Here is a 26,695-nt window from a genome sequence, read left to right as displayed (position 1 = left end):
CCTATAATATTTTTAAATATTCTTTTAACAATTTTAAAGCATTTATATAATCTTCCTGTGAAGCTACAGATACTGATGAATGGATATATCTGCAAGGTACTGAAATAGTAGCAATTTTAGAAACTCCTTCTCCTACTGTATGAATTATTCCTGCATCATTTCCTCCAGCTATTGCTCTTCTTCTTTGATAAGGAATATTTTTTTCATCTCCTACTTTCATAATTTCATCTGCAAGCTTACTATCAAAAATACTAGTTTTATCCATTATGGAAATAGCAGGCCCTTTCCCTATTTCTGTAGCTCTTGAATCTTTTGAGACATTAGGCATATCTGCACATATAGTTCCCTCTAAAACTATTGCAATGTCTGGCTGTAAATTAAAAGCTGAGATATATGCCCCTCTTTCTCCAACTTCTTCTTGAACATTGAACACTCCATAAATATCTCCATTATAATTTTCTTTCAATGCTTGAATTAGTAGTAAACACCCCATTCTATCATCAAAAGCTTTTCCTTTAAGTAGTTTATCTCCAAACTTATCATATTCAGTATCAAATACTGCATATTCTCCAAGCTCAACTAGTTTTTTTGCTTCTTCCTTATCTATAGCTCCAATATCAATACAACAGTCATCATAGCCAAAAGGTTTCTCTCTATTTTCTTTTGATTGAAGATGTATTGCCTTTGCACCTATAATACCTCGTAACTTCCCATCACCAATTAGTATTGTTTTAGCAGGAATAACATTAGTACTAATTCCACCTAATGCTCTGAACTTTAAAGTACCATCATCATTATATCCAGTAATAATAAACCCTACTTCATCCATATGAGCAGCTATCATTATCTTTTTGCTATTACCTTTTTTATGTGCTACAATATTACCCATCTTGTCCACTTTTATTTCATCTACATAAGGTTTTACTTCCTTTTTTATAATTTCTCTAACTTTACCTTCATAACCTGAAGGGCCCGGTGCAGAACATAATTTATCCAGTAATCCACCTTTTTTTAGTTCCTCTGTTAGAAACATAGTATTCCCTCCAAATCTTCATATTTTAACTTTTCTATTAATTTTGCTAAAAGTATTCCTGTATTTTTAATGTCATTCATATTTACAACTTCAACAGAAGTATGCATATATCTTTGAGGAATTGAAAGAAGCAATGTAGGAATACCATCAGCAGTTACTTGTATGTCCCAAGCATCAGTACCAGTAGATCCAGGACATATCTCAACTTGATATGGTATATTGTATTCCTTTGCTATTGATACAAGATGCTTTCTTAATCTTGGGTGTATATTAGGTCCAACAGTAATCATAGGACCACCACCTAATTTAACTCCACAACCAGTATCTCCAAGCTTACTATCATCAAATCCAACATCTATTGCAATTCCTATATCTGGTCTTATAGCAAAACTAGCTGTTTTAGCCCCTCTATGCCCAACTTCTTCTTGTGCTGAAGCAACAAAATAAACATCTAAATCATGGTTTATATTTTTAAGTTCTTTTGCACAAGTATAAAGTGAAACTATTGAAGCCCTATCATCACTTGCCTTTGAAGCAATATTATCATTTAATAATTCTCTAACTTCTCTTTTTAGTGTTACAAAATCTCCTGGTTTAACTACTTTCTTTAGTTCTTCTGTAGAAAGTCCCGTATCAATTCGAAGATTATCGATAGTAACTGCTTTCTTTCTATCCTCCTCTTTCATTAAATGAGGAGGTTTTACTCCAATTATACCTAAAATTTGTTTTTCCCCATGAACTATAACTTCTTGAGAAACTAACACCTTAGGATCTAAACCATTTTCCTTAAACTCCAAAAATCCATTTTCACTAACAGCTGTAACTACCATGAATATTTCATCAGCATGAGCCATAAGCATTATTTTTCCTTTTCCATTACCTTTCTTATGGATAATAGTATTATTTAAATTGTCTAAAGTAACCTGACCAAATTCTGAAAAAGCTTCTTTAATATTCTCAAATAACCAATGCTCTCTACCACTAGGTCCATGTCCTTCACATAAGCTTTTTAAAAGCTTTTTTTCATCCATAACCTTAGCTCCTTTCAATTTATTCTGAATTTTCTAATAATATCTTATCAAATCAAAAGAGTATTTACAAATGTACCTTAACCTTACTTTTGTAAATACCCTTCTTAATTATTACATATAATAAAATTCCATAGCTATTGCTGTACCTAAAATTATTAAAAATATTGTTATTAAAAATCCTATAACTGCTATTGTTATCGGTAATGCTAAGTTTGTACCACCTTTTGATTTTATCATTTGATATTGGCTATTTAAATCACTAGTAATAGCCTTAATTTCAATAATTTTCTTTCGAGTTTCCTCTAAGTAAAGCTTATTTCCAAACATGCCCACTAATATAGCTAATAAAAGCCATCCAAAAGGTATTCCCATCCATGATATTGCCATAGAAACTGCTATCATTAAAGTTCCCCATACATACATTTTCCTATATAATAACCATAATGATCCTAAGAAAAATGATGCCCAATTCCAACTAACGCTTTTATTAGTTTGATTGATTAAATTCCATTTTTCTATGTAATAATTTGTGTTTTTTTCACCAATAAAAGTTCTTAATTCATTCTCTGATACTCTACTAAAACTATCTCCAATACCGTTATTCATATTGGTCGAATAATTATAATTAGTTTCATCCTTAAAGTGTGAAAATTCATTATTTATATTATTACTTAAAATTTCTTTTCCACAATTAGGACAAAATTTTACATGTTGTTGAATTTCTTTTCCGCACTGTGAACAATACATACTCTTCCTCCTTTCTCTGTAAAATATCTAAAATTAACCTAATTTAGCCTAAATTAGACAAGACACCAAATTATTATATCATATTTATAATCTGTGTTAATAGACCTGTACATTATATATATATTACTTTTAAATCTAATCTATGCTTTCATATAATCATGCTATTAAATTATTAAAATGAAAAAACTAGCAATAAAATTGCTAGTTTAAAATTCGTTAGATGATTAGTTATTGATAAGTTAATTTATTTTAAAAGTATAATTTTTAAATATTTTCAATGAAACCTTATAAAGACTTAAGTCATATAAAGAATAACTCACATATTAACTAGTTATTTTTTATATATCTAACTCGCTATTTCTGACACTATTGATATAAATAATACTATGCTAGCATAAAAAAGTAACAACGTTAATATAAACATAATTAATGCAAGCGCTAAATTAATTCCCCCACGCTTTTTTATTGTTTTAAGTTCATTCTCTTTTGGCAGATTTTTTTTCTTAACCTTATATATTTTTTCTTTAGCATGATTATAATATATGCTATTTCCAAAAAGCCCCAATATAATAGATAATACTAGAGGTGGTATAATAGTTTCTCCAATTACAACACCACCAATAGAAACAAAATTTATAACTATAGTAATAAATCCCCATAGATACATCTTTCTATATAGCAACCAATAAGAAGATAAAAAAAATGCCCACCAGTTCCAGCTAACATATTTATTTGAAAGCTTTAAATTAACCCATTTATCTAAATAATAGCTGTTACTTTTTTTCCCTATAAATGTCTCTATCTCTTCTTTAGTAATAGTATCAAAAACTTTATTATAATCAATTACATTTTCTTCTTTTATGTAAGATTCATCTATCATTTCATTATTCTTATTTCTAAAAATATCTATGTAATCTTGTTCGGTTAATATTCTTGCACCACATTCACTGCAAAAACTTTCTTCATTTTTAACTTCACTTCCACAATTGTTACATTGCATAAATTTTCCTCCTATAATAAATTAGGTTCATAGGATATTATACCATTTTCATCACTTAGTTGTTAATAATTTATACTTTATAATATAATTAAGATATCTTAAAGAAAATTACCAGTTAAAACTTTTGATCTATTTTCTTGAAGATGCGTAAGTTAAAAAATTTATAAGGAGTTATCATAAGATGAATAATGAAGCAAAATTACAATTGATAAAAATAAAAGAGAAGGGATTTCTACGTCAAAAAAATGAAAATCTTTTTTCTGTAAGAGTTATAAGTTATGATAATATGTTTACTTATGAACAAATGAATGAATTAGCAAAACTTTCCCATAAATATGGCAGTGGCAAAATTGCTCTTACTACCTATCAAAGTATTGAAATACCTGATATTAAAAGCGAATATATAGATACAGTAAGAAAAGAAATAGCTTCTATGAACTTACATATTAATATAAACAATAAAAAATTAAGCTATATAGTTAGCTGTAGAGGTAGTATATGTATTAATGGTACTATAGATACCTATGCCCTTACGTCCAAATTATATGAGAAAAATTATTCAAAATCTCTTCCTAATAAAGTAAAAATAGGTATATCTGGATGTCCTAATAATTGTGTAGTTTCAAATCAATATGATATAGGAATTATTGCTACAAGTCCCATAAAAATTAATGAAGAAAATTGTAAGTTATGCAGTGCGTGTACTAAGATTTGTAAGAAAAAAGCTTTAGAAATTAAAGATAAATTAATTTTAAACAATGAGCTATGTAAAGATTGTGGTAAATGCTTCAAAGCATGTAAATTTGATGCCATATCCATAGATAATGAAGGCTTAATGATTTATCTTGGAGGAAAATCTGGTAAAAAGCAAAAGCTTGGAACTGCTCTAAATAAAAAATTTAAATTAGAAGAAATTCCAGAGGTAATCTCAAAAATATTAGATTTTTATTGTGCAAATGCCTTAGAAAATGAAAAGTTTAATGAAACTATAGATCGAGTTGGGATAGAAACATTATTAAAATAATGTTTAAAAGGATGTCTTAAAAATTATACTTTTAAGACATCCTCTCATTTTAATTATTTAAAATAGTACTTAGTTAATTAATTGCCAAGAATTATCACTACCTGGAGTCGATTTTGTCCACCATTTAGCTTGATACATTTTGCCTTGGTATAAAACAATATCTCCTTCTACGTAAGCTTTCCCTTCTACATAATCCATGTGGCCATTTTCATCTTTATCTAATGCCTCCCATGACTCATCACTACCTGGAGTTGATTTTGTCCACCATTTAGCTTGATATCTTTTACCTTGGTATAAAACAACATCTCCACCTACATAAGTTTTTCCTTCTATATATTCTGTACTACCATCTTCATTTGGGATAACTTCCTTTTCCCATGCAGGATTGTTTTCTGGAACTCCTCCTTGAGTCCACCATTTAGCAGTATATTTTTCACCCTTATATATTACAGTATCTCCTTCTACGTAGATCTTGTTTGGATCGAAATTATCATCTGTAATGTCAGGTTTTTCTTTAACTGTTATTATACGTTCTTTTGTGGTAATTAGTCCTTCACTATCTTCAACGGTGTAAATTAATGTATACGCTCCTGCAATGTTATTATCAACATTACCTGTAACTATTATTTTATCTGTTAAATTACCATCTTCTTTATCAATTGCTGTAACACCTTCCATAGCATCAAAGGCTTCGCCAACAAATATTTTTTTGTCTTCTATTCCTTTTAATATTGGTGAAGTGTTTATTGGAGGATTTGTTCCTTCATCACCTTCTTCAAACTTCTTAAATACTTCTGTGAATTCATATTGACTAGATACTCCTGCATTTGTTTCTAACATAGCGTCTCTATTCATTGACCAAAATGACGTCATAGCTATTTCTTTTTCAATAGCATGATCAACAACCAACTTAGACCATTCTTTTGTAAATATAGGGTGTGCACTTCCTTCAAAGCCTATTGATGAAGTAGTACCTATTTTGCCATAGGCTTGTCTATCTGTTAACTCTATATTTGCAAATTTCTTAAAGTAATCTTTTAACTGGTTTTTTGTACTATCTATTGCTCTTACTGATCCTGTTCCATAATTTTCTCCTGGTAATAACGTTCCTGGGCCATAACACATAGTCATTATGTTTACAACTTCAACATCAACACCTTCTGAAAGATATGCCTCTAAAACATCAAGTTGATTCCAAGTTAGTCCACTTGGTAATACAGGAACAGTTAAAACAATATCAACTCCTGTTGCATCTTGAACTTTTTTAATCGCTTTAGCATTTGCAGTATTTTTACCTTTATCTTGTGCGGATCCTTCAATATCTAAATCTAATCTAGTTAATCCGTAACCTTGAACAATGTCCATATAAGTATTAGTTAATACTTCTACATCTTGAGTTGCTTCCCAGAATGGAGTTCCGTTTAAACCTCCAAGTGAAATTGCAACGTCTCCTCCAAGTTCACGTAATTCTTTTATTGATTTTTTAATTCCTTGATACTGTGTATTATCTTTATGTTCCTCACTTAGAACAGAGTGTCCACCCCACCCCCATTGAACTTTTCCATCTTTAATAGTGTTTGAGGTAGCTTGTACAAATCCAAGGTTGAAAAATTTAACTCCTGTATCAAGAGATAACCTTTCTAAATTTGCTACTCCATCATTGCTATAATCTGGTTTTGTTACCCATGCAACCATATCAACAAATGGTGCATTTACTTGTGCTGGCCATTCTATACCTTGTCCAACTCCAAAGTCAATAACAGTACTTTCCTTTGCTTTTACTGTTATTGTACATTCTTCTGTAGTAGTTTCATTTTGGCTATCAGTAACACTGTATGCTAATTTGTAGGTTCCAACCTTTGTTGTATCAACAGTTCCTTTTACTAAGATTTTACTTGTTAAATCTCCATCTTCTTTATCATGAGCTGTTATACCAGCCATTGGATTGAAGTTATCATCAACAGTTATTGTTTTATTTGATACTCCCTTTAATGTAGGCTTAGTATTTACATCTTTTGCTTTTACTGTTATTGTACATTCTTCTGTAGTAGTTTCATTTTTGCTATCAGTAACGCTATATACTAATTTGTAAGTTCCAACCTTTGTTGTATCAACAGTTCCTTTTACTAAGATTTTACTTGTTAAATCTCCATCTTCTTTATCATAAGCTGTTATACCAGCCATTGGATTGAAGTTATCATCAACAGTTATTGTTTTATTTGATACTCCCTTTAATGTAGGCTTAGTATTTACATCAGAAGGTCCTGTTGCCTCTCCAAAAATAGTTTGTCTTACCATTTCCACTCCATTTGGTGTAATACGTTGAGTGATTTCTATACTTTCAATAGCTGAAGTATCTTGAGGTGCTTCAGTAGATTTTAGCTTAAAACTATAACTTTTGCCTTGGTCTATCATTTTACCTTCCCATACGCCTTTAAGGTCTACCATTGTATAGCCATCTTTATTTGTTACAGTACCTGCCTGATAATCACCTGAGGTTAAGTTTCCACCATTATTCTTAATATATAATTTAGGAAATTTAATTGTCTCTGCTGATCTTTCCACAGCCCTTAATACTTCACCAGATTCATTTACTACTTCATTATTTTTAATAGTTATTTTATATCCACCACTTGATCCCCATGACTCTTTGTATGGTTCTATTGTCGCCATTATATCTAAGTCTGCATATTTTATTTCATAAGCTGGTAATTCCCCATCACCAAAAAGACCTTTTTTTGCAGTTTTTGTTAATTCATCGCGTTTGCTAGAATTTGTTGGAGCATCTTGTGATGACATCCATGATATCATTCCACCTAAATTATTTTCATTAACATAACTTGTTTTTTCTGTAATTGAACGTATGTTATCATAAGTAAAGAATGCTCCTGAGTTTTCATCATAAAGATATGGTGCTTTAGCTACATCATCCCAGTACTCTTTAACTCCTGGATATTTTGCTTTTAATTTATCAAAGCTACGATGTGCCCATACTCCGCCACGGCGTCCTCTGTCTCCTGATATTAATGGTGATTCATTTTCTGCTCCACGACTTGGAGATTGATCTGCATCAGTTCCTACTATAGATGCTTCGCCGTATAATCCTGGTGTACTAGCATCTGGTCCTTTACTTACCTTTTCCCATCCACGAGTATAGAATGCTGCACCAACGACTATTTTTTCCGGCTCTGCTCCTTGGCTAATTAAATAGTTAACACTTTCATCAACACTTAATCCTTTTCCTGCAAGTGGATCATTTGGATTTGAATATAATCCAGTTAGGTGACCACTTGTGTCATCCCAAGCACCTCTTAGGTCGTAAGTCATAATATTAGCAAAGTCAACAATATTAAATAAAGCATCAATGTCAATTCCAAGATCAAGAGTTGCTTTTGGAGCTGGCAATGCTACTGATAACTCATATTGTTTATCTAATTTATCACCTTGCTTATTTAGTGCATTACGTAAATCTTGTAACAATAATATATAATTTTCTTTATCCTGTAGCTTAGCATTAGGTGTACCTTCATCATTTTTATTATCAACTAAATCTGGTTGACGGACTGAGCTTGGATATTCCCAATCAACATCTACAAAATCCATATTTGTATATTCAATAAACTTTATAATATTTTCCACAAATTTTGCACGTTTTTGTGGACTTGCGGTTACAACTGAAAAATCTCCTGATTTAGACCATCCTCCTAAGGATACTCCTATTTTTAAATTGGGATTCTTTGCTCTTAGTTCTTGTAATGCTGGCAATATACCTGCATTTGCATCTCCCCATTGAACATTTGATTCTCCAGCCGGAGAACCTGTGGCAGCGTCTTTATCCGTAAATATTAAATTCCCTTCTGCATCAAAATCTAAAAATGCAAAATTTAAATGTGTTATTTGATCTGCTGGAATATCTTTAGGGTAAAAATTTCCCTCACCGCCCCAGATAGACCAATCTCCATAATACATAACATTACGTTTTCCTGCTGAACTTAAAAATTTTTGAACATTTTTAGAATTTTTTAAGTCTACTGCTTTCACTTCTATAGGACTTATACCTGCAACTAGTATTCCTAGTGAAAGTGATACTGCCGTTGTAGCTGATACAACTCTTTTTGTAACTGTACCTTTTTTACCTTTACCTTTAGTAGTTTTCATTTTTTCTCCCCCTTATATAACATAGCAATTTAATAGTTTTCAAAGCTTTATGACCATTATATTTAAAGCTTTTTAAACTTATTTCAAAAAGGATTTTCTTCATTTAATTTTTAATATAACTTGATAGCAAAAATGTGCATGAATAAATATCCTTTATGATTCAATTTTAAAAGTTAAGTTCATATCTGCAATATTTATAAATGTTAAAAAATTATCTATCTAAGCTAAATTTTTTTGGTGAGTTTAATAAAAATTCTCACCAATTTTAACTTTTAAATTTAATTTTTTACGATATATTTAATTATTTCATTGTCATTATTAAACTCATTTTCTGAAAGTCTAATTACGCTCTATCTAAAGATTTAATTAATAAAATAAATTGTAAAGCATATATTAAAGAATTTAATCTATCTTTTAATTATTGATAAAAACACAAAAATGGAATACTTATATCTAAAATTCAAAAAACTGTAATAAATGATAGAGAAAATTTAAATATTTCTCTAAAGTTCTATCGAAAATTATATACTTAATTTATCTATATCTTAAAGGAATAGTGCTTTGTTCATACAAAAATTAAACAAAATTTAAAATCTTTGCTAACTTATGTTTAATTGATTTTCGTAATGAGGACTTTATGTAATAAGCTGTAATTTATATATGAATTATATAATCTCTAAATATCCTTATTTTTCAAATTGCTATAATTTAATTATAAATTATGCATAAATTTAATACAAGTCTAAAAATTTAGAATTTTTTATGGTATGATTAAAGAATTGCATAAAATTTTACTAAACTTCAATAAGAATATATTTTTTCTAAAATTATACTATATTTTTATCAGTAATTGTCGAATATTGTGTATCTATAGATTTTTTTAAGATATTATGATATTTTTTAAAGTTTAATTTCTATTAATTCAACTAACATATTTTGGTGTTTTTTATTTAAAAATAAAATAAACACTATCAATATTATTAAATTTCATAATATTGATAGTGTTTTTGTTGTTCAATCTAATTATAAATATAATTTTAAATAAAATTGCTATACTGCGTTTCTTTTTATTTTATATTGAATTTTGCACTACTTCCCCTTGAAGTAGATATAACCTCTAATCTACCTTCTATTCTCTCTTTTAATTCTGGTACATGAGATATTATTCCCACCAATTTACCTGCATCTTGTAGTTCTAATAAACAATTTATAGAGACATCTAAGGATTCTGGGTCTAATGTGCCAAAACCTTCATCTATAAACATAGTGTCTATATTTACTCCACCAGCATTACCCTCTACTACATCTGCAAGTCCTAATGCTAAAGCTAAAGAGGCTTTAAATCCTTCTCCACCAGACAAAGTTTTTGCTGGTCTAGCCTTTCCTGTGTAGTTATCGAAAACCTCTATATCAAGTCCACTTTGGCTACTAGCAATTTTTCCTTCATCCGTTCTATTTAACTCATATCTATTAGATGTCATTTTTCTTAATCTAATATTAGCTGCTCCTATGATTTCTTCAAAAAAAGAAGCAAGTACATATCTTTCAAAAGTAGTTTTGATGGTAGTAAATCCATTGGCTGCGTTAGATAAATCTGCTATAACTCTATATTTTTCTTCAAAGTCTTTTAGTTCTTCATTTATTTTTCTTATATTTTCTAAAACTTCACTATTATTTTTAATTCTAGCAAATACTTTGTTTCTTTCCTCTGTAATCTTTTCTTTTTCTAATATAAGCAAATCAAGTTCCTTTTTTAATTCTTCAATATTTATAATTTGCAGTTCTTTAGTTTGTAAAATTATGATTTCATATCTATCAACTATAGATTTTAACTCTTGTTTATAATTTTGAATAGCTGTATCTAGCCTTACTATGTCTTCACTATTTTTCTTACAAGCTTTATATTCATCTACAGAACTAAATCCACCTTTTAATATACTTTCTAAATATTGATTATTGCTTTTTTCTAATAATTTTTTTTCTTCTTCTAATATTTTTATCTTTTCATCTTGTGAGGTCTTAAGCTTCTCATAGTAAGTTTTATATTTATTATAATTTTCTTCTGCTTCCTCAAATAATTTTTTAAGTATCAAAAATTTATTTCTAGTTGCATTTATAACAATATCTAACGCTTCTTCACTTTGTATTTCACTAGGTACTTCTCTTAAGATTCCTTCTAATTTTTCTTTAACCTTTTCATTTTCCCCATAAGTTTCTACTTTATTTTCTTCTAAAACTTTTATGTTTTTCTCTAACTGTTCTTTTTCTCTAATAAGATTTTCTTCTTCTATTTTTAGCTTATTCAGCAATTCTGACTTAGTTTTTAATTGTATAAATCTATTATTTAACTCATCAATTTCAATTTTTATTGACTTACCTTTATCAATTATCAATTCTGTAAGTTTAATTCCTATTATTTCACCAAAATTTGCTATTTTTTCTTCTTCTATTTCATGCTTTTTCTTTTCTATTTCTTCTTTTTTAAGTTTAATTTTTTCTTGCAATTTATTATACTTCTCTAATTCTTCTCTATATCTCGTATCAAGCTTTTCAAAATGATTTTTAGCTAGGTTTATTTCTTCTTCTTTTGGTACATTCACATTGTTAACTGCCTTTTTAGGATGACTTGTACCTCCACATACAGGACATTCGTCTCCGTCTTTCAATGCCATAGCCATTATAGCTGCCTGTCCTTTTAAGAATTTTTCTTGTAACATATCTAAATTTTCTTTAGCTACTTTAAATTCTTGTTCAGCAGTATCATATTCTATTTTAAACTCTTTAAATTTTGTACTATAAGCTAAAAATTCTTTATTATCATCATGAAGATTTAATAATTTTTTTCTAATTGCTTCCTTTTCTTTTAATAGAGAATTTATAGTGGCGATTTCAATAGAAGCCTTAGTTCCTTCTTCTACTTTTTTTCTTATACTTACTTCATCCATTTTAATCTTTTCTAGCTTTTCATTAGAAGTTTTTAACTCTCCCTCTATGTTCTTCAACATAGCGTTTAAACGATTTACAGAAATTTTATGCTCATCTATTTTTTTCACTTTATCTATATAAGACTTAAGTGTTGTGCCATATTCTATAAGAGAATTTCTTTCTTCTTCCTTTGACTTCTCAAGGTTATACTTTTCCTCAGAGATTTTTAATTGTTTTTCGTACTCTACTAGTGTATTCTCTAAATTACTTATTTCTTTTACTCTGTTATCTACGCTATCTTTTCTTTGAATATAATTTTCTTCTATAGGTTTAATACTTTCTGCATTTCTTGCTCTATTTAAATCTATTTCTAATTTTTCATAGACTTCCTTTTCATTTTCAAGTTGAATTTTTTTTAAGGTTATTTCCTCTTTTTCTTTTAATTTTTTATTTGCCTCTTCAGCATTACCTATTTCTCTAGATTTCTCACTTATCTTTTTTTCAATTTTTTTAATATATTTTAATATATTTTCTTCTAAACCTTTATCTTCATGTAATAATAAAATTAAGCTTTCTTTAATTTTGTCCATATTAGGGTTTTGCTCTAGCATAAGCTCTTTTAAAACTGTATTTTCATAAGCATCAATGCTTTTTATATATACATTTCTTCTTTCATTAGCCATAGATGTATTTTTACTTATATCCTGTACTTTTCTTTTAAGCTTTTCTTGTATACTTCTATAGCACTCTGTTCGAAAAATCTTTTGAAGTATATCTCCTCTTTCTTTACTATCAGCAGTTAAAAGTTTTCTAAATTCCCCTTGAGGTATCATAATTATTTGCTTGAACTGTTTATTATTAATCCCTAAAAATTCTTCTACTTTCTTAGTAACCTTGTCAAGACCAGTTATGATTTCAAATTTATCATTAGTTAAAGACTTTAACTCTGCCTCTCCCTTAAATTCTGTTGTACCTTCTCCTCTTTTCTTTTTAGTAAGTTGAGGTGGTACTCTTCTTAAAAAATATATATGATTTCTAAGTTTAAACTCTAATTCTACATAAGTGAGTTCATCTATATCTGCAAAGTCACTTCTAAGACTTTTTCCATCTCTTTCTGAGCCACTAGCATCTCCATAGAGTGCAAAATTTATTCCATCAAAAATTGTTGTCTTTCCAGCTCCAGTGTTTCCTGTAATTAAAAATATATTTCTATTTTCAAGTAAGGTAAAATCTATAACTGTCTTATCTCTATAAGGTCCAAAGGCATTTAAGGTAAGTTTTATAGGTTTCATACTAATTCCTCCTCTCTTCTCTTTGGACTTCTTCTATAATGGATGACATAATTTCTTTTTTCTCCTCAGTAAATTCTTTTCCCGTTATAGAAACATAAAATTCTTCAAAAAGCTCCATCTTAGATTTATATTTTGCACCTTCTCCTGCAGAAGTTTTAATGTCTCCTAAATTATTAATTCTATTTTCCCTCTCTAATGACATAACATTGGGATAAATAGATTTCAATTTTCTCATAGGTTCTAAAAGCTCACCTTCATCTGTTAAAATAGCATGAATATAGTCGTCTACATTAGTGTCATTATACACTTCCATATCTAAAAGATTTTCTAAATTTCCTTTTATTTTTCTCATATCTCTTAGGGTCTTTACAGGTCTTAAATTTATTTCAACTTCTCCCTTCTCATCTAAAGTAACCACGGTAACAGATTTCTTATGATTACACTCTGAAAAAGAGTATTTTAAAAGTGATCCAGAATATCTAATTCTATCATCACTTACCTTTTGACATTTATGTAAATGACCTAATGCTGTATAATGAAACTCCTCAAAAATTTCAGCTTTTATGTAGTCAGTTCCCCCTATAGATAATGCCCTTTCTGATTCACAGATTTCTAGTTCATTTATTCCTGTAACATAGCCATGAGTAACTAATACATTTCGTTCTTCTTTATTCATATTCTCTTTTATATAATCTAAAATAATTTTTGTAGCATCCTCATAATTTCTTACATCTACATTAAAAACCTCTCTAACTATGGCTGGCTCAACAAATGGAAGTAAATAAAAATTTACAGGGCCATGTTCATCTTTTAAAACTATTCTTTTTATATCTTTTCTAAATACACCCTCTATATATAATCCATTTTTTGAAAATATATCGCTTCCAAAATGAAGTCTATCTGCACTATCATGATTTCCTGCAATAGCAATAATAGGAGTTTCTAATTCCATAAGAATTTTATTAAGATATTTATTTAAAAGTGCTACCGCTTCCACAGGAGGATTTGATCTATCATATATATCTCCAGCAATAACTAAAACATCTGGCTTCTCCTCTTTAATAACATCACATAGTGAATTTAATGCATAATCTTGATCCTCAGTCATATGGTATCCATGAACTAATTTTCCAATATGCCAATCCCCAGTATGTAATATTTTCATATAAATCTCCTCCTAACAACAAATACTCTCTTTACAACAAAATTAACATACTATTTTATATCTTATATCTCAAGCTATAAATACTTTCTTAAAATATAATGTTATTTCTATATATAAATAAATTCTAACATCCATTTTATATTTATCAAATCTATATTATGAATTTAGTATTAAAAAATAATTTTGAAGTAGTTATTATAAAAAAAAATCGTGACTAGATATCACGATTTTTTATATTATAATTGTTTCCTAAAACAAATTTAAATTAAACATATCTTTTAACTTAAATTTGTTTATTTTAAAATTCTTTATCTCCTACTATATAAATGTATTTTTAATATATTATCATCACACTTACATTTTAAACTATAAGACCTATATTTATTTTCTTCATTATAGGTATACTTTTGGAACTCTGACTTTATTTTATGGCTATGATATAGCGCTATTTTATTATCTTTTATTAACTTTACATAGTTTAGACTTCCTATAAAAATTATTAATAATATTGCCAATAAAGTAATAAATAAATTTTTTCTTTTCATAAATATCCCCTCCCACTGTAAATATATTTCTAAAGACTTTTTTAATTACTATGGAAAGGGAAATCATAAAATTATTCATATCTATGACCTATGAATAACATTCTTTGTGATTTATTTTCAATTAGTCTTAATTTACAATCATATAGGGTTAACCTTAAAAAGTAATACATTTAATCCTATAAAAACTACTACTAGGGCAATTGTTAAATATTTTAATTTACCTCTTAAAAAAATTGGAGATAAATCAAGGGCTTTATGAAACGGGATGCATAACAAAACATATATCAAAGTTAAGACTCCTAGTGGCATAAGCAAATATAATAACGTAGGAATAGACCATGTAACCTTACGTATTAAAAAAATAATTACTAAAGCAATAGAAATAAGAAGTCCGACTATAGGCTGAAAAACTAAATATAAACTCATATTCTTTTTTATTTCAGAGTTAGTTTCAATAGTTTCTACATTTTCATTCTCATTTTCTGCATTTGGTTTAATATTCATGATTACTCCCCCTATTATTTAATTGTATCATATTCCAGTAGGACACTATCTCCATTAAAGTTTTTAGCAACTTTACTATTATTAATTTTTACAATTGAAAGGACTTCTTTAACTAAAATTTTATCTAAAGTGCCAGGTATTTCTTTTTTTGTTGATTTTACATAACTTACAATATATTAAACTACAATCAATACAAGTATCTCTTCCTACATAAATTTTCACTTTACAGCAAATAGATTTTTCTAAATAAAATTAAAGTATTACTTCCTTATCAATAGAGAATAAATATAGATATCTTTCTTTAACTTTTTTTCCTAATATCTTTTCTAATGCCCTAGTATAATAATCAATTTGAACTCTGTATTTTTCCACTATTGAAGCAGTATTACCATTAGGTACATAATCTGTTTTGTAATCAAATAACACTATTTCTCCATCTTCTTCGAAGTATCCATCTATTATACCTTGAACTATTATATTTTCTTTTTCATAATTTTTTTTATCTAAGCTTTCATCTATTTCTGTACTACTTATTTCAATACTAAAAGGAGTTTCTCTATAAACCTTAGTTTTGTTATGTGCTATTAAAATTCTTTCGCCTAAGTTGGTATTAAAAAATTTCAATATCTTTTCTACTCTAATAGACTTAGCTTGCTCTTCTGTAATTAGTTCTTTTATAACCATATTTTCAATTTGAGATATTATATCTTCCTTCGAATTAATGTTATTAATATCTAGCCTTTGCATCACACTATGCATTGCAGTTCCTTTTTCTGAAGCTGTTAATCCTCTCTTCTCTTCTAAAAACATAGGTTTTCTAACAATGCTAGGTATATAATTTGTATTAACAAATTCATCATTTAAGTTTTGATTATAGGTACGCTTTAATTCTGATACAGTAAGTACAGTAGGTATCTTTGTAGAAGCTTCATATTTATATTTAAAATTAAGTCTTTTTTCTATTTCTTCTCTATAATGAATATTAATTTCTTTTAATTCTATTTCCTTTAACTTTTCTTTAATATCTATAGTTTCTAGCTTAGCTATGCCCTCTTCTATGTCTAAATCCTTGTAATTCATAAGTTTTACACTCCATTTAGAATCATCTTGGACTACTCTTACCGATTCCTCATTAATCTTTAGGTAATTTCTTAATGGCTCACCATCTCTATGCTTTATAATACAAGGCATAACCCAATCTAGATAGCTATTCCCTTTTAATAAATACCCTTCTAAAATCTTATCTTCACTATTTCTTGCCATCGAAGACCAATTTTCTATAGACTTATCAAAGTCCCTACAAGTACCTGTTAATATTAGTTTTTCCTTAGCTCTTGTAAATCCAACGTACAAAACTCTCATCTCCTCAGAAAGACTCTCTATATTGATTTTACTTTTTAATATTTCCTTTACAGTAGGAGAATAAGAGATTCTTTTTTCTATATCAACAAGTTCAGGCCCAAAGCCTAAATCATGATGAAAAAGTACTTTTTTCCTACTATCCATACGATTAAAGTTTTTACCCATAGCACTTAAAAATACAATAGGAAATTCCAATCCCTTACTTTTGTGAATACTCATAATTCTAACTACATTTTCATTTTCTCCTATGGTTTTAGCACTTCCTAAATCACCACTACTTACTCTTAACTTATTAATAAAATTAACAAAATTAAATAATCCCTTGTAGCTTGTATTTTCATATTGTCTTGCCCTTTGAAATAAAATCCTTAAATTTGCCTGTCTTTGAATTCCTGCTGGCATGGCACCTACATACCCATAATATCCTGTATCCATATATAAATACCAAATAAACTCATCAATAGGAGTTATTAAAGCTTTATTTCTCCAATGAACTAGCCTTTCTAAAAATTTTTCAACTTTTTTCTTAAGATCTAAGTTTCCTTCATCATTTATATAGCTATTCATAGCTTCATAAACTGTAGTTTCAGGACTATTTACTCTTATATCTACTAGATTTTCTGCTGAAAATCCACCTATAGGAGAACGAAGTACTGCTAATAATGGAATGTCTTGTCTTGGATTATCTATAATTTGAAGAAGACTTATCATAATTTGAATTTCTAATGTATTAAAATATCCTTCTGAAGTATCTGCATATACGGGAATACCTAAATTTTTAAGTTCCTCACTAAATACCGGTGCATACTCAGAGGTAGCACGAAGTAATATTACTATATCTTTATATTCTACATTTCTATAGTTTTTGTTATTTTTATCAAAAACTTTAAAACCACTTTCTATATTGGTAAGTTCCTTAATTCTATTTCCTACTGCTCTAGCTTCTATTTGAATATTGGTTAATGATTCACTATCTTCTTCTTCAACTTCTTCAATATCCTTATTTTTCTCAAAAAGCATTATTTCTACAGGTCCACCTACTATACCATCATCTTCTAAAGGCTTATAATCCGCTCCTAAATTTAGTGCCTCTTCCTCTGTATATTCAAGCTCTCCTACATTATTTGACATTATATGTTTAAATATAAAATTAGTAGCATCTATAACTTCTTTTCTACTTCTAAAATTTTTATATAGTTTTATTATTATTTCATCTGCATCTTCTTCTTCACTATAAGTATTTTTTTTATGAAGAAATAGCTCCGGCTTAGCCATCCTAAACCTATAAATACTCTGTTTAACATCCCCTACCATAAACATATTATTTTCTCCTAGGGGATTTCTTGAAATCATAGTAAGAATATACTCTTGAACATAGTTAGAATCCTGATACTCATCTATTAAAATTTCTCCATACTTTTCTCTTAATTCTTCTGCAACTTTAGAAGGAATTATTTTTCCTTCATCATCCTTTTCCGTTAAGATGTCTAATGCAAAATGTTCAAAATCATTAAAATCTATTAATGCTCTTTCTTTTTTCTTTTTATCATAGACTTCCTTCATTTTAATCACAAGCTCTGAAAGCTTATTCATAAGGGGATATAAATATTTTAGATCCTCTATACTCTTCTTTGAAGAAGCTTGAATTATCATATTTGAAAGCTCACCTATTTTTTTCTTAGCATTATCTCTTATTTTTTTTACTTCTTCTTGCTCTATTTTATCTTTACATCCTCTTATTGTAGTAAGCTTTCCAAAAGCTACATCTTCAAAGCCATGCTTTAAATCTTCAAAGGAATTGGAGCTTTCATATAATCCTTTAATTATTTCATACTCTGGAGTTATATTTTCCTGATAACTTAATAATGAAGGAGTATTATTAACTATTTCCCTAGCAATATTCATAGAACTTACAACACTCTCTAATTCTATTCTCACATCTTTAAGTAGCGCTTGCCCTAGCTTTGAATCTTGAAAGGAAAAGTTATCACTTACATTAAATACATCAGCTTTTTCTTTAAGCCACTCTATAGGACTAGGACTACTCATAGCAAAGTTATAGAGATTCAACACCATATCAAAAAGCTGACCATCATTTTTATTGTTACAATAGCATTCTACTAGCTTTAAAAACAGCTTGTCATCCCTATCATACATATCCTCAAAAACCTCATCTAAAGCTTCTTGTTTTAAAAGAATTGCCTCTGTCTCATCTGCAACTCTAAAGGCTGGATCTAAATCTATCATATGAAAATTTGTTTTTATTACTTCAAGACAAAATGAGTGTATAGTAGTAATACTTGCTTTATTTAAAAGAGTTAGCTGTCTTTGTAGGCTCTTAGAATTGGGGTTTTTATGAATTTCTTTTGAAATTGCTTCTCCTATTCTTTCTCTCATCTCAGAGGCAGCAGCATTTGTAAAAGTAACAACTAAAAGTCTATCTATATCAACAGGATTATCTCTATCTGTTATCATCTTTATTATTCTTTCAACTAAAACTGCTGTTTTTCCTGAACCAGCAGCTGCTGCAACTAATAAATTTGCTCCTCTTGTACTAATTGCAGCCAACTGTTCTCTAGTCCAACTTACTTTTGTTTCTTCTTTACTGCTCATCACTGCTATCTCCTTTCTTTTCTAGTATTTCTAATATTTCTTTATCCTTTTTTTCCTTTATTAATCTAAATTTATTTTCTTCAAAGGATAAATCAAATTGACATATAGGAGAAAGTTTACAAAAACTACATGGATTTTCTCCTCCTCTTTTATAAGGTTTTATACCAATTTTTCCACTGAGCATTTCTTCACAATTTTTAGCTAATTCCTGTTTTACATGATTTCTAAGTGCACTAAATCCTTCATAAGATATAACAGAAGATGCAGATGTAAGTTCTCCATCCTTTTTAATCCCTACCGGTATTACTGAAGAGTTATTTCCATTATCCATAGTGCTATCCATTTGTCTTAAAATCTCTATGTCTTTAATTAGAAGCCCCTTCATCTTTAATTCTTTTAGAATTTCTTTCTCTATCTCCTCATCACTTGCTCCTTTTTTAATAGCAATAATAGGATCATCTATCTTAAAGTACAAGACTCCTGCTGGTTTTGAAAATGTATTGTTTTTCTCTTCATTACTTAAAATTGCATCAAGATAGGTTAATAACTGCACTTGAAGTCCATAATAAACATCACTAAGTTTAAATTCTTTATTACCAGACTTATAATCTATAATTCTATAATAAACCTCATTATTACCTACGAACTTATCGATTCTATCTATTCTTCCCATAAGTCTTACAGTTTCTCCACTTGAAAGTTTTAGTACTATAGGTGGGTAATCTGTATCCTTAAGACCAAAGGAAATTTCATAGCCATGTGGTTCAAATCCGCTTACTCTAAGTTGTTCAACAATTACTAGTACAGCTCTAATTAAAACTCTTTTTAATCTTTCAGTTATATACTTATATCTAGCAGAACTATTTAAAACAAAGCTTCTATCTTCACTAACCATAAGTTCAACAATATACTCTATGGTTTTTTCACAATATTCCTTATTTAAATCTTTCCATTTAAGATTATCCTTTTCAATTTTCTTTGAAAAAGTATCTAGTACATTATGCATAAAAGTTCCTAAGTCTGGTGCTGAAAAATTATATACTTTCCTTTCCTTTGCTTTTAAGCCATATTGAATAAAATAAGCAAAGGGACATTGAGCATATTTTTCAATTTTAGAAACACTAAAATAATTGTTTCCACCATAAAGTTTTCTTATTTTTTCACTACTAATAGCATTAATAACATTTGTATAAGAAAAACCTTCAAAAATAGTTTTACTTTTTTCTCTAAATTCCTCTTCCTCCATAAACCATCTATATATTTCCTCCCATAATGGAGAAATTTCATTATTATCAATAAATTTTCTTATTTCCATAATAAGTTCATTAAAAGAAGGAAGTTTTGCTGCCACTTTTTCTATACTATTATGTTGTTCCCATAATTCTGATATATTACTTTCTTCTTTAATATCCTTAAATATAGATTTCATTCTAGGAATGATTATAGACGGTCTAAGAGTTTTACCTTCAAAATTTGCAATAGGATAACTAAGGCATAACTTTTCACTAGGTACAGTTAAAGTTGCATATATTAAATACTGTTCTGCAAAGGCTAGTGCTTTAGTATCATTGGCAAGTTTAATACCATTACCTTCAAAAACAGTCCTATCCATATCACTAAAAATACCTTCTTCATTTATAATTTTAGGAAATACTCCATCATTAACTCCTATAACATAAAGTGCTTTTATCTCATGAGTTCTTATACGGTCTATATTACCTACTATAACCTGATCCAATGCAGGGGGAATTAATCCTATCTCATGAGTTGATATTCCCATGGAAAAAATATCTATAAACTCACCTAGTGGTAATATTTCTTCACCTAAAACCTCTACAAATTGATCTAAAAGCTCAATTAGCAAGTTCCATATTGAACTATACTCATTTACTGCTATTAAATTTTTATCTTCTTTAAAATTTTCAATCCATATAGTAAGCTTTTCGTGAATTTCAATTTCCTCTAAAAATTCAAAGATTGCTTTGCAAATATCTTTAACATAGCTCCTATTAGTAATCTTATTTCTAAAGTTAATAAGTGGATTTATAAATTTATCTTTAATCTCTTTTACTGTCTCATCCTTCCAATAATCATCATTTACATATCTCTTCTTACCTTTTATTCCATAAGCTAATACATAATTTTCCAAAGTATCAATTTCATCATAAGTTAAATCTAAAAGTCCGCTTTTTAAATATCTAAATACTGATTCATAACTAAAATTCTTTGTAAATATCTCAAGAGAAGATTTTATCAATATAATAACAGGATTATTATCTATATCTTTCTTCCTATCTAAAAAATGTGGTATTTCATATTCATCAAAAATAACTTTCACTATTTCTTCATATGAATTCAAATCTCTAGCAACTACAGCTATGTCATTAAATCTATAATTTTTTTCTCTACAAAGTGTTAATATTTCTCTAGCTACATACTCCACTTCTGAATATGTATTTAAGGCTTTAAAAATCTTTATATCCTTTGTATCACCTTCATAAGGCTTGGAGTTTATTGAAAAATAATTTTTCTCTAAATATCCTAATTCCTCCGAATTTATAAATCTATAGTTATATTCATTTCGTGGATTTCCCTTTAAAACTAATGGTTTGTCATAGGCAATATTATTTTCTCCTGCTATTTTCAGTATAGTTTTTTCTGTATAATACACAGTATAAAAAGCATCTGTACTATCTATTTCACCTTCTCTTACACCTTTAACATCACTACCTTCATAAGGAAGAGTTATATTAACTCTTCTGCAGTTTTTAAAAAGTCTTTCAATAATTTTATATTGTTGTGGAGTAAAACCTGAAAACTCATCTATCCATATTTCTGCTCCTTTAAATAACTTACTTTCATCTATTTTCTCATAAAGAATAGTTAAATCATCTTCTGGGTCAAAATATCCACTCTTTAATATTTCCTCATACTTACTATAAATTAATGATATATCTGAAAGTTTATCTGTAAGTAAAGAACTATGACTTACATCTTCTTTTAATATATTTAAGGTCTCCACGGAAACATTGTATCTTTTAAATTCATTTATCATTTCAGAAATAGTTTCTACAAAACCTTTTTGTCTTGAAGCTAAAGAAAATATTTTTAGATCTTCATGCACTTCCTTCATTATTCTATCTATAATCATTGCCTTCCCTGTTGAACTCATATGAGCATGAGTAATTCCACCTACCTCATTGAAAATGGTATATGCCATTCTCTTAAAGCTAAGTACATATACATTATTTATTCCTGTAGCCCCTATTTTCTCTATTAACAATTTTTCTGCTCTAAAAGAAAGCTGCTCTGGTACTAATAAAATTAAGGGATGGTCTACTCCATCTTCTTTTTTTCTTTTTATTTCCTCAATACAACGATAGCTTTTTCCACTACCAGCTCCTCCAAATATAAATCTTAAACTCAATATTTTCACATCCTCTGTAATAAAGTTGTAATTAGTTTCATAAATTTATTATAAAAAGGGAACAATCATTATGTCATTTAAAAATTCATAGTTAATTTTTAAGCAATTATATGATTATTTTTCAAATTGTAAACTTTGTACTTTACATTGTAAATTTAAATACCTATCATATCTGTATTAGCTTGCATATTTTTTCCCAATTCTATTTACTATATATTTTACCTTAAATTCAAAAACTTTTTCATTAAGATAAAAAAATTATTCTACAAATTTCTTAAATTTTGCAAAAAAACTCTTAAATAAAATAAATATAATTAAATTTTTTATGAAATTTCAAATAAAAAGAGGATTTAACGAATATATGTAGAATGTTTATATAGTTCTAATATTCTACAAATTTTTTATTTGATGAATTTTTAAAGAAAGTTTAATTCAATGGAGGTAGAAATATGAAAAAAATTGTTACTGTAGAAGAAGCTCTAGCACATGTTCAAGATGGAATGACATTAATGATTGGTGGTTTCTTAGCTGTTGGAACTCCTGAAAAGCTTGTGGATGCGCTAGTAGAAAAGGGTGTTAAAGATTTAACTATCATAGCTAATGATACTGGATTCCCTGATAGAGGAATTGGTAAGCTAATAATTAATAAGCAAGTTAAGAGAACAATCGCTTCTCACATTGGAACGAACCCTGAAACTGGAAGACAAATGAATGAAAAAGAAATGGAAGTGGAACTTGTTCCTCAAGGCACACTAGCTGAAAGAGTTAGATGTGGTGGTGCTGGACTTGGCGGATTTTTAACTCCAACTGGTCTTGGAACAATTGTTGAAGAAGGAAAAGAAAAAATAACTGTTAACGGTACTGAATACCTTCTTGAAACTCCGCTAAAAGCTGATATAGCATTAATATTTGGTTCTAAAGTTGATGAAAAAGGAAACGTATACTATCACGAATCTACAAGAAACTTTAACCCATTAATGGCTGCAGCTGCTGATATTGTAATCGTTGAAGCTGAAGAATTAGTAAAAGCTGGAGAATTAGATGCAAACATAGTGATGACACCATCAATATTTGTTGACTACATCGTAAAGGAGGACAAATAATATGGATAAAAATATGATAAGAGAAGTAATCGCAAAAAGAGTTGCTAAAGAATTAAAAGATGGAGACGTTGTAAACTTAGGTATAGGTCTTCCAACTCTTGTTGCTAACTATATACCAGAAGGAGTAGACGTAACACTACAATCTGAAAACGGATTCGTAGGAATAGGACCTGCTCCTGCTGAAGGAAAAGAAGATAAAGACTTAGTTAATGCTGGCGGACAATTTGTAACCGTTTTACCTGGTGCTGCATTTTTTGACAGCGCAATATCTTTCGGAATAATAAGAGGCGGGCATGTTGATGCAACTGTACTAGGTGCATTAGAGGTTGACCAAGAAGGAAACCTTGCTAACTGGATGATACCAGGAAAAAAAGTTCCTGGAATGGGTGGCGCTATGGACCTCGTAGTTGGAGCTAAAAAGGTTATAGTTGCTATGGAACATACTGCAAAAGGAAATCCTAAAATTCTAAAAAAATGTACACTACCATTAACTGCTGCTAATCAAGTTAACCTAATCATTACTGAAATGGCTGTTATGGAAGTTACTAAAGAGGGTCTTGTATTAAGAGAACTAGGACCTCAAGCTACAATTGAGGATGTAAAAAATGCAACATTAGCTGATTTAATAATACCAGACAATGTTAAAAAGATGGAATTTTAATTCCTTCTAGATATTAACTAAGATGTCACGGGAGTTTTTAAATTATTCAGAAGTAATAGTTAGAAATCTTTTAGATAAACTATTACTAAGCTATTCTGACATATGTAAATGTGAAAAGTGTAAAGCTGATATGATGGCACTTTCACTTAATTATGTAAAGCCTCGTTATGTAGTTTCTGAAAAAGGTCAGTTATATACAAAGGCTCAAACAGAAATTAACCATGGAGAAATGGTTGCAATAACTTCTTCCGTGCTTAGGGCAATAGAAGTGGTTTCAGCTAATCCCAGACATGATTAAAAAAAGCGTGATTTTTATCACGCTTTTTTAATAAGTGAAACTTATTCTATAGAATTTATTTTCCCTAAAACAACTTCTTTTATCATATTGATTTTATCTTCCGCGTCTTTTAAAGTATGTCCTTTAGAGTAAATATATATTTTTATTTTAGGTTCTGTACCTGAAGGTCTTACTGCATACCATGATCCATCATTAAACTTAAATTTTAACACATCTGAATATGGCATATTAGTTTCTTCTGGTTTTGTATAATCTATTGTCTCAATTAACTTTAAATTTTCTATACTATGAGGATATTCTCTTCTATACCCTTCCATCATTCTCTTTATTCTCTGTTGTCCACTTATCCCTTCAAGAACAAGAGAAATTTGCTTTTCCCTATAGTATCCAAATTCTTCATAGATTTCATTTAATACATCAATTAATGTTTTTCCTCTTTTTTTATAGTAAGCAGCTGCTTCACAAAGAAGCATAGATGCAGTTACTCCATCTTTATCTCTTACAAATGTGCCTACATTGTATCCTATACTTTCTTCATATCCTAAAATATATTGATAACTTCCTTCTGCCTCATATTCATTGATTTTTCCACAAATATTTTTAAAACCTGTAAGAGCTTCATCGGTATGAACACCATAACTTTTAGCTATAACTTTACCTAAATCTCCTGTAACAATAGATTTAACTATAACTCCATTAGGTGGAAGTATATTTTTATTTCTCATTCCTTCAAGGATATATTTAACTAATATAGCACCACTTTGATTTCCATTGAAGGCTACATATTCATTATTTTCATCTCTAACCATTATGGCTATCCTATCACAATCAGGATCTGTCGCCATCAATAAGCCTGCATTAACCTTTTTACCAAGGTCAATAGAAAGTTTAAAAGCATTCACATCTTCTGGATTAGGATATCCTACGGTAGTAAAATCCGGATCTGGATCCTTCTGCTCTTTTACAATATGAATATTAGTAAATCCTCTTTCATTTAATACTCTAGGTACAAATACCATTCCTGTACCATTTAGAGGTGTATAAACTACATTTATATCTTTATCAATATCTTCACTTAAAGATAATGATTTTACTTTTTGAAGATATAAGTCATCTATATCCCTTTCTAAAAATACAATAAGTCCTTCTTCTGTTCCTTTTTGAATTTCCATACTTGGAATAGCTTTAAAATCATTTATTTGATTAATTTTATTTAGTATTCCATCGGCTATATCAGATAATATTTGTGCTCCATCTTTCCAGTAAACTTTAAATCCATTATATTCTTTTGGGTTATGACTTGCTGTTACCACAATTCCTGCAGTACATCCTAAAACTCTTACTGCAAAAGATAGCTCCGGTGTAGGTCTTAAAGAGTCAAAAATATAAGCTTTTATATTATTGGCTGCTAAAACACTAGCAGCAGTTCTTGCAAATTCTTCGGAAAAGTGCCTACAATCATAAGCTATTGCTACTGATTTATCTGCTGACTTATTCTCTACATCATTTATATAGTCTGCAAGACCCTGTGAGGCTCTAGCAATTATATATCTGTTCATCCTATTGGTCCCTGCTCCAATCTTACCTCTTAACCCAGCAGTTCCAAACTCTAAATCTTTATAAAATCTATCCTCTATTTCTTCTTCATTACTTTCTATATCTATAAGTTCTTTCTTTGTAGCTTCATCAAAATAATCACTTTCTATCCATGATTTATATATATCTCTATATTTCATACCTCTAAACCCTTCTTTCCTAAGATATACCTTTATTATATCCTAGTATAGAGTGAACTACTACCACTTAC

Annotated in this window: 16 protein-coding genes; 4 read left to right on the top strand and 12 right to left on the bottom strand. The window is 28.9% G+C overall.

Annotated elements, in window-relative coordinates:
• Position 1: 1 nt before the first annotated feature.
• From ACWPW7_RS06805 to ACWPW7_RS06790, 4 genes are all read right to left on the bottom strand, one after another.
• On the bottom strand, positions 2 to 1,033 hold the full coding sequence (locus ACWPW7_RS06805) for a M42 family metallopeptidase (protein ID WP_454052898.1): 1,032 nt from the start codon (positions 1,031 to 1,033) through the stop codon (positions 2 to 4).
• Entirely contained in the window at positions 1,024 to 2,064 is a 1,041-nt protein-coding gene (locus ACWPW7_RS06800; protein WP_454052897.1) for a M42 family metallopeptidase, read from the bottom strand. Before ACWPW7_RS06800 ends, ACWPW7_RS06805 begins: the two co-directional genes overlap by 10 nt.
• Positions 2,065 to 2,175: 111 nt before the next feature.
• A complete protein-coding gene (locus ACWPW7_RS06795) occupies positions 2,176 to 2,811 on the bottom strand; it encodes a zinc-ribbon domain-containing protein (RefSeq protein WP_454052896.1) in 636 nt (211 codons plus the stop codon).
• Positions 2,812 to 3,157: 346 nt separating this feature from the next.
• Positions 3,158 to 3,811, bottom strand: a complete 654-nt coding sequence (locus ACWPW7_RS06790) for a DUF2628 domain-containing protein (protein WP_454052895.1) — start codon at positions 3,809 to 3,811, stop codon at positions 3,158 to 3,160.
• Between the two features lie 181 nt (positions 3,812 to 3,992).
• On the opposite strand from ACWPW7_RS06790, the gene ACWPW7_RS06785 reads away from it, so the two are divergent.
• The gene (locus ACWPW7_RS06785; RefSeq protein WP_454052894.1) at positions 3,993 to 4,835 is read left to right on the top strand and encodes a 4Fe-4S binding protein; all 843 of its coding nucleotides are present in this window, start codon (positions 3,993 to 3,995) and stop codon (positions 4,833 to 4,835) included.
• Positions 4,836 to 4,904: 69 nt separating this feature from the next.
• Here ACWPW7_RS06785 and ACWPW7_RS06780 read toward each other — a convergent pair whose 3' ends face one another.
• The 7 genes from ACWPW7_RS06780 to addB form a co-directional block, all read right to left on the bottom strand.
• Positions 4,905 to 8,993, bottom strand: coding sequence for a glycosyl hydrolase family 18 protein (locus ACWPW7_RS06780; RefSeq protein WP_454052893.1), 4,089 nt, complete (start codon positions 8,991 to 8,993; stop codon positions 4,905 to 4,907).
• A gap of 1,067 nt (positions 8,994 to 10,060) precedes the next feature.
• A complete protein-coding gene (locus tag ACWPW7_RS06775; RefSeq protein WP_454052892.1) occupies positions 10,061 to 13,210 on the bottom strand; it encodes an AAA family ATPase in 3,150 nt (1,049 codons plus the stop codon).
• 1 nt (position 13,211) lies between these two features.
• A complete protein-coding gene (locus tag ACWPW7_RS06770) occupies positions 13,212 to 14,375 on the bottom strand; it encodes an exonuclease SbcCD subunit D (protein WP_454052891.1) in 1,164 nt (387 codons plus the stop codon).
• 308 nt (positions 14,376 to 14,683) lie between these two features.
• Positions 14,684 to 14,920 carry a hypothetical protein gene (locus ACWPW7_RS06765; RefSeq protein ID WP_454052890.1) on the bottom strand — a complete coding sequence of 79 codons (237 nt, stop codon included), beginning with the start codon at positions 14,918 to 14,920 and terminating at the stop codon, positions 14,684 to 14,686.
• Between the two features lie 138 nt (positions 14,921 to 15,058).
• Positions 15,059 to 15,424 (bottom strand): hypothetical protein, encoded by a 366-nt coding sequence (locus ACWPW7_RS06760; RefSeq protein WP_454052889.1) that lies wholly within the window; start codon positions 15,422 to 15,424, stop codon positions 15,059 to 15,061.
• A 252-nt stretch (positions 15,425 to 15,676) separates the two neighbouring features.
• Positions 15,677 to 19,399: a helicase-exonuclease AddAB subunit AddA gene (gene addA, locus ACWPW7_RS06755; RefSeq protein ID WP_454052888.1), complete on the bottom strand. Its 3,723-nt coding sequence runs from the start codon at positions 19,397 to 19,399 to the stop codon at positions 15,677 to 15,679.
• Positions 19,389 to 22,835 (bottom strand): helicase-exonuclease AddAB subunit AddB, encoded by a 3,447-nt coding sequence (addB, locus tag ACWPW7_RS06750; RefSeq protein ID WP_454052887.1) that lies wholly within the window; start codon positions 22,833 to 22,835, stop codon positions 19,389 to 19,391. The genes addA and addB overlap by 11 nt, the downstream gene beginning before the upstream one ends.
• A gap of 440 nt (positions 22,836 to 23,275) precedes the next feature.
• On the opposite strand from addB, the gene atoD reads away from it, so the two are divergent.
• The 3 genes from atoD to ACWPW7_RS06735 are packed head-to-tail and all read left to right on the top strand — an operon-like array spanning position 23,276 to position 24,888.
• A complete protein-coding gene (atoD, locus tag ACWPW7_RS06745; RefSeq protein WP_291559745.1) occupies positions 23,276 to 23,929 on the top strand; it encodes an acetate CoA-transferase subunit alpha in 654 nt (217 codons plus the stop codon).
• A 1-nt stretch (position 23,930) separates the two neighbouring features.
• On the top strand, positions 23,931 to 24,590 hold the full coding sequence (locus ACWPW7_RS06740; protein WP_454052886.1) for a CoA transferase subunit B: 660 nt from the start codon (positions 23,931 to 23,933) through the stop codon (positions 24,588 to 24,590).
• Between the two features lie 22 nt (positions 24,591 to 24,612).
• A complete protein-coding gene (locus tag ACWPW7_RS06735; protein ID WP_454052885.1) occupies positions 24,613 to 24,888 on the top strand; it encodes a late competence development ComFB family protein in 276 nt (91 codons plus the stop codon).
• Positions 24,889 to 24,929: 41 nt separating this feature from the next.
• Here ACWPW7_RS06735 and ACWPW7_RS06730 read toward each other — a convergent pair whose 3' ends face one another.
• Positions 24,930 to 26,624 (bottom strand): phospho-sugar mutase, encoded by a 1,695-nt coding sequence (locus ACWPW7_RS06730; protein ID WP_454052884.1) that lies wholly within the window; start codon positions 26,622 to 26,624, stop codon positions 24,930 to 24,932.
• Positions 26,625 to 26,695 lie beyond the last annotated feature (71 nt).

It is taken from the genome of Clostridium sp. Marseille-Q7071 (assembly GCF_965112025.1).
Note: the sequence above shows the minus strand (reverse complement) of the source record. Positions and strands in the feature narration are given on the sequence as shown.